This is a genomic window from Pseudomonas sp. Fl4BN1, from assembly GCF_009908285.1.
In the GTDB taxonomy this organism is placed as follows: Bacteria; Pseudomonadota; Gammaproteobacteria; order Pseudomonadales; family Pseudomonadaceae; genus Aquipseudomonas.
Genome location: NZ_JAAARM010000033.1, coordinates 32,461 through 43,888 on the forward strand (window position 1 = coordinate 32,461; position 11,428 = coordinate 43,888).

10 protein-coding genes are annotated in these 11,428 nt (G+C 65.3%); all 10 read left to right on the plus strand.

Going from position 1 to position 11,428, the window contains the following annotated elements:
* Positions 1-219 precede the first annotated feature (219 nt).
* The 10 genes from GV818_RS27075 (at position 220) to GV818_RS27120 (ending at position 11,397) form a co-directional block, all read left to right on the plus strand.
* Complete coding sequence (locus tag GV818_RS27075; RefSeq protein ID WP_161759731.1) at positions 220-1,107, plus strand: TauD/TfdA dioxygenase family protein; 888 nt, start codon at positions 220-222, stop codon at positions 1,105-1,107.
* A gap of 27 nt (positions 1,108-1,134) precedes the next feature.
* Positions 1,135-2,172 carry an ABC transporter substrate-binding protein gene (locus GV818_RS27080; RefSeq protein WP_161777988.1) on the plus strand — a complete coding sequence of 346 codons (1,038 nt, stop codon included), beginning with the start codon at positions 1,135-1,137 and terminating at the stop codon, positions 2,170-2,172.
* Positions 2,173-2,177: 5 nt separating this feature from the next.
* Entirely contained in the window at positions 2,178-3,038 is an 861-nt protein-coding gene (locus tag GV818_RS27085) for an ABC transporter ATP-binding protein (protein WP_161777989.1), read from the plus strand.
* A 33-nt stretch (positions 3,039-3,071) separates the two neighbouring features.
* Positions 3,072-3,938 carry an ABC transporter permease gene (locus GV818_RS27090; RefSeq protein WP_161777990.1) on the plus strand — a complete coding sequence of 289 codons (867 nt, stop codon included), beginning with the start codon at positions 3,072-3,074 and terminating at the stop codon, positions 3,936-3,938.
* A gap of 224 nt (positions 3,939-4,162) precedes the next feature.
* Positions 4,163-5,089 (plus strand): LysR family transcriptional regulator, encoded by a 927-nt coding sequence (locus GV818_RS27095; protein ID WP_161759735.1) that lies wholly within the window; start codon positions 4,163-4,165, stop codon positions 5,087-5,089.
* Between the two features lie 540 nt (positions 5,090-5,629).
* Entirely contained in the window at positions 5,630-7,174 is a 1,545-nt protein-coding gene (locus GV818_RS27100) for an MFS transporter (RefSeq protein ID WP_161759736.1), read from the plus strand.
* A gap of 14 nt (positions 7,175-7,188) precedes the next feature.
* Positions 7,189-8,259 carry an HlyD family secretion protein gene (locus tag GV818_RS27105; protein ID WP_161759737.1) on the plus strand — a complete coding sequence of 357 codons (1,071 nt, stop codon included), beginning with the start codon at positions 7,189-7,191 and terminating at the stop codon, positions 8,257-8,259.
* On the plus strand, positions 8,256-9,866 hold the full coding sequence (locus tag GV818_RS27110; RefSeq protein ID WP_256679540.1) for an efflux transporter outer membrane subunit: 1,611 nt from the start codon (positions 8,256-8,258) through the stop codon (positions 9,864-9,866). Before GV818_RS27105 ends, GV818_RS27110 begins: the two co-directional genes overlap by 4 nt.
* Before the next feature lie 71 nt (positions 9,867-9,937).
* Complete coding sequence (locus GV818_RS27115) at positions 9,938-10,447, plus strand: sigma-70 family RNA polymerase sigma factor (protein ID WP_161759738.1); 510 nt, start codon at positions 9,938-9,940, stop codon at positions 10,445-10,447.
* Entirely contained in the window at positions 10,444-11,397 is a 954-nt protein-coding gene (locus GV818_RS27120) for a FecR domain-containing protein (protein WP_161759739.1), read from the plus strand. The genes GV818_RS27115 and GV818_RS27120 overlap by 4 nt, the downstream gene beginning before the upstream one ends.
* The last annotated feature ends 31 nt before the right edge of the window (positions 11,398-11,428 follow it).

An 11,428-nucleotide genomic window follows, 5' to 3' on the forward strand; every position in this document is an offset into this window, starting at 1 on the left:
GGCCATCGGTGGCGTACCGTCCATAACCGCCGCATCGCTCGAATCAACATATCGTTATTCGCTAACGGTATTTAAATTCGCTTTCTTATATCTATAAAGTCAACTCCCTGCGTACCTGCCGACCAATCGGCGCGCCGCACGTAATGAACCCACACGGGATCTCCGTGAGTTTCTGAACGACGTGCGCGCCCTGGGCGCGCCTGCGCGGGAGTTTCAGTCATGTCTGCATCAGCCAGTGCCGCGCCCATCGCCGCACAAGCCTTCGAAATCCGTCCCTTGAATGGCGCCGTGGGCGCCGAGATCATCGGCCTGGACCTGTCCCGGCCGGTCAACGACCAGGACTTCGCCCGCCTCCACCGTGCCCACCTGGATCACCATGTCGTGGTGTTCCGCGACCAGCGCATCAGCCCCCAACAACAGATCGCCTTCAGCCGCCGTTTCGGCGTGTTGCAGATCCACGTGCTCAAGCAGTTCCTGCTGGCCGGGCACCCGGAAATCCTCATCGTTTCCAATATCATCGAGAATGGCCAATCCATCGGCCTGGGTGACGCCGGCAAGTTCTGGCACTCGGATCTGTCCTACAAGGAGCTGCCGAGCCTGGGCTCGATGCTGCACGCCCAGGAACTGCCGGCCGAAGGCGGCGACACCCTGTTCGCCGACATGCACCAAGCCTGGGACAACCTGCCCGAGGCGCTGCGCAAGGCGCTCGAAGGCCGCAGCGCCGCGCATTCCTACACGGCCCGCTACAGCGAGACCAAGTTTGAGGGCAACTGGCGCCCGACCCTGACCCCGGAGCAGTTGGCCCAGGTTGCGGAGGTGGTGCACCCCATCGTCCGCACTCACCCGGAAAACGGCCGCAAGGCGCTGTTCGTCAGCGAAGGTTTCACCACCCGCATCATCGGTTTGCCGCAAGACGAAAGCGCCCAGTTGCTGGCCGAGTTGTACGCCCACAGCGTGTTACCGGAGAACATTTACCGCCATCAATGGCAGCCCCACGACCTGGTGTTCTGGGACAACCGTTCGCTGATCCACCTGGCCGCCGGTTGCCCGAGCCATCTGCGCCGCAAGCTGTATCGCACCACCATCCAGGGCGACGCCCCTTACTGATCAGCCAGGCACGGCAGGAGAATCACCATGTCTTCATCCATTCGCTTCACTGCGCGCCTGGGCACGCTGGCCACCGCCATCGGCCTGGGTTTCAGCCTGCTGGCCGGCAGCCTGGTCGCCCCTACGGCGGCCCATGCCGAAGGCGAGATCCGCATCGCCGAACAGTTTGGCATCGTCTACCTGCTGCTCAACGTGGTTCGCGATCAGCAACTGATCGAAAAGTACGGTAAGCAGGAGGGTATCGACATCAAGGTCGACTGGACCCAACTGTCCGGCGGCGCCGCGGTGAACGACGCATTGCTGTCGGGTTCCATCGATATCGCCGGGGCCGGCGTCGGCCCGCTGTTGACCATCTGGGACCGCACCCGTGGCCGCCAGAACGTCAAGGCAGTGGCGTCCCTGGGCAACTTTCCCTACTACCTGGTGAGCAACAATCCCAAGGTCAAGACCATTGCAGACTTCACCGAAAAGGACCGCATCGCGGTGCCGGCGGTGGGGGTCTCGGTGCAGTCGCGCTTCCTGCAATACGCCGCCGCCAAGCAATGGGGCGACCAGGAATTCAATCGCCTGGACAAGTACACCATCGCCGTTCCCCACCCGGACGCCACCGCGGCGCTGATTGCCGGTGGTACCGAGCTGACCGGGCACTTCTCCAACCCGCCGTTCCAGGATCAGGCCCTGGAAAACCCCAATGTGCACGTGGTGCTGAACACCTACGACCTGCTGGGGCCCAACTCACCGACGGTGCTGTTCGCCACCGAGAAGTTCCGCAACGACAACCCCAAGACCTACAAGGCTTTCACCGAAGCCCTGGCTGAAGCTGCCGAGTTCGCCCAGAACGACAAGGGCGCGGCCGCCGACACTTACATCCGCGTGACCAAGGCCAAGATCGACCGCGCCGCCTTGCTGAAGATCATCGACAACCCGCAGTTCGAGTTCAGCGTAACGCCGAAAAACACCTACCCGTTGGCGGAGTTCCTGTACCGGGTCGGCGCCATCAAGAACAAGCCCGAGTCGTGGAAGGACTACTTCTTCCAGGATGCCAAGCCGTTGCAAGGGAGCTGACTGCCATGAATGCCCCCTTGCCAGGCCACACGGCCAGCAACCCCACCGCCACCGCCGAGGCACTGTTGGCGGTGGACCAGGTCAGCCTGGAATATCGCACCCCGCAGCGCGTGGTGCGGGCCACCCACCAGGTGAGTTTCGAGATCGATCCCGCCGATCGTTTTGTCCTGCTGGGGCCTTCGGGCTGCGGCAAGTCGACCCTGCTCAAGGCGGTGGCCGGGTTCATCCAGCCCTGCGAGGGCGAGATCCGCCTGCAAGGCCGGCGGGTCAGCCAGCCCGGGCCGGATCGTATCGTGGTGTTCCAGGAGTTCGACCAGTTGCCCCCCTGGAAAACCGTGAAGCAGAACGTGATGTTTCCCCTGCTGGCGTCGAAAACCCTCGGTCGCCGCGAGGCCCAAGAGCGCGCCCTGGAGTACCTGGACAAAGTCGGCCTGGCGGCGTTCGCCGATGCCTACCCGCACACCCTGTCCGGTGGCATGAAAGCCCGGGTGGCGATTGCCCGCGCCCTGGCCATGCAGCCGAAGATCCTGCTGATGGACGAGCCTTTCGCCGCCCTCGACGCCCTGACCCGGCGCAAGATGCAGGAGGAGTTGCTGCTGCTCTGGGAGGAGGTGCGCTTCACCTTGCTGTTCGTCACTCACTCCATCGAGGAAGCGCTGGTGGTGGGCAATCGCATCCTCCTGCTGTCGCCTCATCCGGGGCGCGTGCGGGCGGAAGTCCACAGCCACCAGTACGACCTGCAAAGCCTCGGTGGCGTGGCCTTCCAGCAGACCGCGCGACGCATCCACCACCTGCTGTTCGATGAAGGCCAATCGCCGGAAACTGCAACCGAGCTGGATTTCGCCGATATCCGTATCGCTTATTGAGCCGTCAGGCCACCGTTGAACGAGGAACGCCCGATGAGCCATTCATCCCCCGTACGCGAGGAATACGACGTTGTCCTGCAGCCCTTGCTGCAAGTTCCCCTGGAGCGCGAACTGCCCCTGGCTCAGCGCCTCTGGCAACAAGGCTGGCTGCGCAAGAGCCTGATCCTGGTGCTCCTGGCGTTGCTGTGGGAAGCCGTTGCCCGCTACCAGGACAACGACCTGCTGCTACCGAGCTTTCTGCAAACCGCCAGCGCCCTTTACCAGGGCCTGCTCAGCGGCGAATTGCTGGGCAAGGTGGGCATTTCCCTGGTGGTGCTGCTCAAGGGCTACCTGATCGGCATCGTCCTGGCGTTTGCCTTGACCACCCTGGCGGTCTCGACTCGTTTTGGCCGCGACCTGCTGAGCACCCTGACCTCGATGTTCAACCCGTTGCCGGCCATTGCCCTGTTGCCCCTGGCGCTGCTGTGGTTTGGCCTGGGGCAGAACAGCCTGATCTTCGTGCTGGTGCATTCGGTGCTCTGGGCCCTGGCCCTGAATACCTACGCCGGGTTTCTCGGGGTTTCCGAAACCTTGCGCATGGCCGGGCGCAACTACGGGCTCAAGGGCCTGCGCCTGGTGCTGTTCATCCTGATCCCGGCGGCGCTGCCGTCGATCCTCGCCGGCCTGAAGATCGGCTGGGCTTTCGCCTGGCGCACCCTGATCGCCGCCGAGCTGGTGTTCGGCGCCACCAGCGGCAAGGGCGGCCTGGGCTGGTACATCTTCCAGAACCGCAACGAGCTGTACACCGACAAGGTTTTCGCCGGCCTGGCCGTGGTGATCATCATCGGCCTGTTGGTGGAGAACCTGATCTTCGACACCCTGGAGCGGGTCACGGTGAAACGCTGGGGCATGCAACGCTGAATTGCCCACCCACCGGAGCCACCACCACCCGACCGTAGGAGCTGGCTTGCCAGCGAAGGCGTCCTCAAGGGCGATGCAAGGTTCGAAGGCCCCCTTCGCCGGCAAGCCGGCTCCTACGGGTAGTGGTGGGTTTTCGGGCAAGGATTGATCTCTCTCATTTTCCTCGGTGGCAAGCCTGCTAGCATTGCGCATGGATCATCCCTGATCAGTCATGAGTGCTTGCCATGCAACTCCCGGATATGAACCTTCTGGTCGCTCTCGATGCCCTGCTCGACGAGGGCAGCGTAGTCGGCGCTGCGCGGCGCATGAACCTCAGCCCCGCCGCCATGAGCCGCACCCTCACGCGAATTCGCGAAGCCCTGGGCGACCCGGTGCTGGTGCGTGCCGGACGGGGCCTGGTGCCCACGCCCAAGGCCCTGGAGCTGCGCAGCCAGGTACGTGATCTGGTGGAGCAGGCCGCACTGTTGTTCCGCTCGGCGGATCAGGTCGACCTGCTTTCGTTGCGGCGGCGCTTCAATGTGCGCGCCAACGACTTTTTCGTCGGAGTCTATGGCGGTCGCCTCATCGACACCCTGGAACGCCAGGCGCCCTTGTGCGAACTGCGCTTCGTGCCCGAAGGCGACGGTGACGACGAGGCCTTGCGCGAGGGGCGGATCGACCTGCGGATCAGCAACACCCGGCCCCTGACCCCGGAAGTGAAGGTGCAGAACCTGTTCACCACGGCCTTTGTCGGCCTGGTGCGCGAAGACCATCCGCTGTTGGACGAAGACATTACGGCCGAGCGTTTTGCCGCGTTTCCCCATATCAGCATGTCTCGCCGGGGCATTGCCCGCGGACCGATCGATGCGGCCCTGGCCGAGCAGGGCCTGGAGCGCCGGGTGCCGCTGATTGCCCCGAGCTTTCACGCGGCCATGTTCATGCTGCCGGACTCGGACCTGATCCTGCCGGTGCCCCAGGAAACCCTGCTCAGCGTCTCGCGGCTGGGGCTGCGCCTGCGCTCCTTCGTCCTGCCGATTTCCCTGCCGACCCTGGTCCTGACCCAGGCCTGGCACCCGCGTTACGATAAGGACCCGGCGCACAAATGGTTCCGCGAGACCCTGCGCAGCTCCTGCCAGGCCACCTGGCAGGAAGCCCAGCCCGCCTCTGCGTAGGAGCCGGCTTGCCGGCGAAAGCGGTCCTGAGGGCCCCTTCGCTGGCAAGCCAGCTCCTACGGTCCATCTGCAGCCTTCGCCACTCCTGTAGGAGCCGGCTTGCCGGCGAAAGCGATCTTTAGGGCCTCTTCGCTGGCGAGCCAGCTCCTACGGTCCATCTGCAGCCTTCGCCACTCCTGTAGGAGCCGGCTTGCCGGCGAATGCGGTCTTGAGGGTCCCTTCGCTGGCAAGCCAGCTCCTACGGTCCATCTGCAGCCTTCGCCACTCCTGTAGGAGCCGGCTTGCCGGCGAAAGCGATCTTTAGGACCTCTTCGCTGGCGAGCCAGCTCCTACGGTCTATCTGCAGCCTTCGCCACTCCTGTAGGAGCCGGCTTGCCGGCGAAAGCGATCTTTAAGGCCTCTTCGCTGGCAAGCCAGCTCCTACGGTCAATAGGGTTAATCGTTGCGTTTGGTGCACTTATAAGCTGTCGATAAGTCAGTTTTCGTCAGCATCGGCTGTTCATAAACTGCTCTGGTTTTCTTGTCTGGAGCAGTATTTCCATGAGTTCCCTCGCTGTCGCTGCGCCTGCTTCGGTCGAAGTCGCCAGCAAGCCGGCAGCCATTGCGCCGCCGGTATTCGGGCCGCGGATCATCATCGGCCTGGTGGGTGTACTGCTGGCGGTGCTGGTCTCGGGTCTTAACGAGATGGTGACCAAGATCGCCCTGGCGGACATTCGCGGGGCGCTGTTCATCGGCTACGACGAAGGCACCTGGCTGGTGGCGTGCTACACCGCCACCTCGGTGGCGGCCATGGCCTTTGCGCCCTGGTGTTCGGTGACCTTTTCCCTGCGGCGTTTCACCCTGTGTGCCATTGGCCTGTTCACCCTGCTGGGGGTGCTGTGCCCCTTCGCGCCCAACTACGAAAGCCTGTTGCTGCTGCGCACTCTGCAAGGCCTGGCCGGTGGTGCCCTACCGCCGATGCTGATGACCGTGGCCCTGCGTTTCCTGCCGGCCAACGTCAAGCTTTACGGTCTGGCCGGCTATGCCCTGACCGCCACCTTCGGCCCGAGCCTGGGCACGCCACTGGCGGCACTCTGGACCGAATATGTGGGCTGGCAATGGGCATTCTGGCAGGTGGTGGCGCCCTGCCTGCTGGCCATGGCGGCAGTGGCTTACGGCCTGCCGCAGGACCCGCTGCGCCTGGAGCGCTTCAAGCAGTTCAACTGGCGTGGCCTGCTGCTGGGCTTTCCGGCGATCTGCATGCTGGTGATCGGCATCCTCCAGGGCAACCGCCTGGCTTGGTTCGAATCGCCGCTGATCAGTGTGTTGCTGGTCGGCGGGCTGGTGCTGCTGGTGCTGTTCATGATCAACGAATGGTCGCAGCCGATTCCGTTCTTCAAGTTGCAGATGCTCGGCATCCGCAACCTGTCTTTCGCCCTGCTGACCCTGGCCGGGGTGCTGGTGGTGCTGACGGCGGTGATCATCATCCCGTCCGCCTACCTGGCCCAGGTCCAGGGCTACCGGCCGCTGCAGACCGCGCCGGTGATGCTGGTGATGGCCTTGCCGCAGTTGCTGGCGCTGCCGCTGGTGGCGGCCCTGTGCAACCTGCGCTGGGTCGATTGCCGCTGGGTGCTGGGGATCGGCCTGGGCATGCTGGTGCTGTCCTGCCTGGGCGGCACGCACCTGACCTCGGCCTGGATCCGTGACGACTTCTATGTGCTGCAACTGCTGCAGATCTTCGGCCAGCCCATGGCGGTGCTGCCGTTGCTGATGCTTTCCACCGGCAGCATCGCCCCGGTGGAAGGGCCGTTCGCCTCGGCCTGGTTCAACACCGTGAAAGGCCTGGCGGCGGTGATCGCCACCGGTGTGCTGGATGTGCTGACCACTCGCCGCCTGCACTTTCACTCAACCATGCTGGTGGACAGCCTGGGCAACTCGCCCCTGGTGGACGACAACGTCGCCGGCCTGGCCCGGCGCCTGCACCAGCAGGCCGTGGTGCTGACCTCCGCCGATCTCTATTTCTGCATGGCAGGGCTGGCCGCTGTGCTGATCCTGCTGATTTTCTGGCTGCCGACGCGGATCTACCCACCGCGGGCGCCGACTTGAACGAGACCTTTGTTATGACGACCCAGAGCAAACACAAAATCGCCATCGCGGTAGCGGCCGTGGCGGCCCTTGGCGTGCTGGCCTACCTGGCGCTGCCGGGGCTGTTCGGCCGCACCGGCGAGCAGAGCACCAACGATGCCTTCATCGCCGCCGACTACACCCTGGTGGCCCCGCGTGTGGCGGGGTTCATCAAGGAAGTGCTGGTGGAGGACAACCAGCAGGTCAAGGCCGGGCAACTGTTGGCGCTGATCGACGACCGTGACCTGCGGGCCGCGGCCCAGGCGGCGGATGCCGAGACCCTGGTGGCCAAGGCGCAGTTGCAGAACGCCCGGGCGACCCTGGACCGGCAGAGTTCGGTGATCGCCCAGGCCCAGGCGGCGCTGGTGGCCGCCCGGGCCGAGGTGGCCTTTGCCGAGCACGAGCTCAATCGCTACAACCACCTGGCCGGAGTGGGCGCCGGCACGGTGCAGAACGCTCAGCAGGCCAGGACTCGCATCGACCAGGCCAGCGCCCGGATGGCCACGGCCACTGCGGCCCTGGCGGCGGAGCGCAAGCAGGTGGAAATTCTCACTGCCCAGCGCGATGCGGCGGAAGGCGGCCTGAAACGGGCTCAGGCGGCCCTGGAAATGGCCAGCTACGAGCTGTCCTACACGCGTATCGTCGCGCCGCTCGATGGCATGGTCGGCGAGCGTGCAGTACGGGTTGGCGCCTACGTCACTCCCGGCAGCAAGATCCTCGCCGTGGTGCCCTTGCAGCAGGCCTACGTGCTGGCCAACTTCCAGGAAACCCAGCTCACCGCCATGCATGCCGGGCAAGTGGTCGAGGTACGGGTCGACAGCCTGGGTGGCGAGACCTTGCACGGTCGCGTGGAAAGCCTGGCCCCGGCCACCGGTGTGACCTTCGCCGCAGTGAAGCCGGACAACGCCACCGGCAACTTCACCAAGGTGGTGCAGCGCATTCCGGTGAAGATCCTTCTGGAGCCCAACCAGCCCATGGCCGAGCGGCTGCGGGTGGGCATGTCGGTGGAAGCCAGCGTCGACACCCACAGCTCGGCCACCAGCGCCCGCGAGGTAACCCAGCGATGAGTACCGTCAGAGGCAAGCACACGGGCGCCCCGTGGCGAGGGAGCAAGCTCTCGCTGGGTTGCGCAGCCACTCCAGATACACTCGACGCGGCTGCCCGGGCCACTCGCGAAGGCCGCTTTGCCAGTGCTGCGCACTCGAACGGCAGCAAGCTCCCTCGCCACGGCGGGCGGGCTCTGCTGGCGCTGAGCCTGCTGTCCCTGGCCGCGTGCAATCTCGGCCCGGATTTCCAGCGGCCCCAGGCGACCCAGGTCCAGGCCTGGTCCGCCCCGGCCCACGCTGCGGCCAGCCAGGCAGTGGACAACGCCATGCAGGAGCGCTGGTGGGAGGTGTTCAACGACCCGCAACTGTCGGCCCTGAGCCGGCGCGCCCTGAGCGACAACCTCGACCTGCAACTGGCCACCAGCCGTTTGCAGCAGAGCCGGGCAGCGCGCCAGGTGATCACCGCCGAGCGCTACCCAAGCACCTCGGCCAATGGCGGCTACGGGCGCAAGCGCAACAGCGCCGAGGGCCTGAATGACCCTTCGGGGAACAACGGCAAGTCGGCGTTCAATCTCTGGGAAGCGGGTTTCTCGGCCTCTTGGGAGCTGGATTTCTGGGGCCGGGTGCGGCGCGAAACCGAAGCCGCCGACGCGACCCTGGACGTGGCGGAGAACGACCGGCGCGGGGTGCTGCTGTCGGTGCTGGCGGAAACTGCCCAGGACTACATTCAACTGCGCGGCGTGCAGAGCACCCGGGCGGTCACCGAGCAGAACCTTGACGTCGCCCGCCACAGCCTGAAGCTCTCGCAACTACGCTTGGCCGATGGTGTCGCTACCGACCTGGACGTGGCCGAAGCCGCCGCCCAGGTCGCCACCATCGAGGCGCAACTGCCTGAGCTGCAACAGCGCCAGGCGCAATTGATCAATGCCTTGAGCCTGCTTCTTGGGGAGCCGCCCCAGGCCCTGCACCAGGAGCTGGCCAGTGACGCGCCGGTGCCGCAACCGCCGTCCCAGGTGGCGATCGGCTTGCCTTCGCAGCTGGCCGAGCGGCGCCCGGACATCCGCCAGGCCGAGGCACGCCTGCATGCGGCCACGGCCAGCATCGGCGTGGCCAAGGGCGATTTCTATCCGCGCATTACCTTGTCCGGCAACTTCGGTTCCCAGGCCCTGCAACTGGCGGACTTCGGTTCCTGGAGTTCGCGACAATTCGGCATCGGCCCGCAGTTCAGCTTGCCGCTGTTTGATGGCGGCCGCCTGCGGGGCATGCTCCAGCTGCGCGAGGCTCAGCAGCAGGAAGCGGCCCTGGCCTACCAACAGACGGTGTTGCGGGCCTGGCATGAAATCGACGACCAACTGACTCGCTACAACGCCAGCCAGTTGCGTCGCGACAGCCTGGCCGAGGCAGTGCGCCAGAACCAGATCGCCCTGCGCACGGCGCAGCAGCAGTACGTCGAAGGGGTGGTGGATTTCGTCAACGTGCTGACCGTGCAGGGGGCCCTGCTGGCAACTCAGGAGCAACTGGTGGAAAGCTCGGCCGGGGTGTCCCTGGCGATGGTTGGCCTGTACAAGGCGCTGGGCGGCGGCTGGGAATCGGTTTACCCATTGCAGGCCGCTGGCAGGGTGCGCTGAAAAGCGTCTTTGCCTGGTTAGAGAAAAAAGTGTAATGATAATTGCTCTCAATCATGTGCGCAGTTTCATTCATGCAAGCAACCTCTGACGGCAACGCCCAGCTCCATCGTCTGTATCAGGATCACCACGGCTGGTTGCAGGGTTGGTTGCGCAAGCGCCTGGGCGATCGCGAGCATGCCGCGGACGTGGCGCAGGACACCTTCCTGCGCCTGCTGCTCTCGGGGCGCTTTCCCGGGCAGCATGAAAGCCGCAGCTACCTGGCGCAGATCGCTCGCAACCTGGTGGTCGACCAATGGCGGCGCGCGCGCATTGAGCGTGCCTACCTGGAAAGCATCGCTCACTTGCCGGAGCCGCAGACCCCTTCCCTGGAAAGCCGTGCGCTGATTCTGGAGACCCTGATGCAGATCGACGCCATGCTCGACCGCATGCCGGACAAGGTGCGCCAGGCCTTTGTCATGTCGCAGTTCGAGGGGCTGGGCTATGCGCAGATCGCCGAGCGCCTGGAGGTCTCCGTCAGTTCGGTGCAGAAGTACATGACCCGCGCCATCCAGGCCTGCTATCAGGTGCTCTACGCAGAATGAAACCCCATCAGGCCCCCATTGCTCCGTCCATCGTCGAACAGGCCAGTGAATGGCTGATGCTGCATTGGAGCGGCGAACTGAGCCCGCAGCAGCGCACCGCCTTCGAGGCCTGGCAGCTGGCCGACGCGGAGCACCGGCGCGCCTGGCAGCGCCTGCAGCAACTGCAACAGACCCTGCAAGGTGTACCGGAGCACAGCGCCCATGTGTTGCTGGCCAAGGCCCCTGACCAGCAGCGCCGTGCTGCGCTGAAGATGCTCGGCTTGCTGCTGGTGGCCGGTGGCAGCGGCTACCTGGTGCAGGACAGCCAGCCCTGGCGTGCGCACTTCGCTGGGCAGCGCAGCGCCACCGGCGAAGTGCGCCACCTGACCCTGAGCGACGGCAGCCGCCTGGACCTCAACAGTGCCACCGCCGTCGACCTGCTGTTCAGCGCCAGCGAGCGGCGCATTCGCCTGATCCAGGGCGAGATCCTGCTCACCAGCGGGCATGACCCGTCGCGGCCGCTGATCGTGGAAACCGCCGCCGGCGATATCCAGGCCCTGGGCACGCGCTTTGCCGTGCGTGAGCTGGACGGCGGCTCCCGGGTCGATCTTTACGAAGGCGCGTTGCGGATCAGCCCGCGGCATGTCCCGGCCCTGCAACTGAATGCCGGCGAACGCCTGTGGTTCAACGCCGGACGGGTCTCGCCCCGGCAGGTGGCCGAGGTCAATGCCAGCAGTTGGAGCGAGGGGCGGCTGATTGCCGAACGCCAGCCCCTGGGGCAGTTCGTCGCCGAGCTGGCGCGCTATCGGCCGGGAATACTGCGCTGTGATGAGCAGGTTGCCGGCCTGCTGCTCACCGGGGTCTTCCCCCTGGCCGACAGCGATGCGGTGCTCGCCGCCCTGGAGCGCTCGCTGCCGGTGCGGGCCCACGCCGTGACCCGCTACTGGGTGACCCTCAAGCCGCGAGGCTGAAAGAAAAATAGTTCGTCGGGCCATTGTCGAT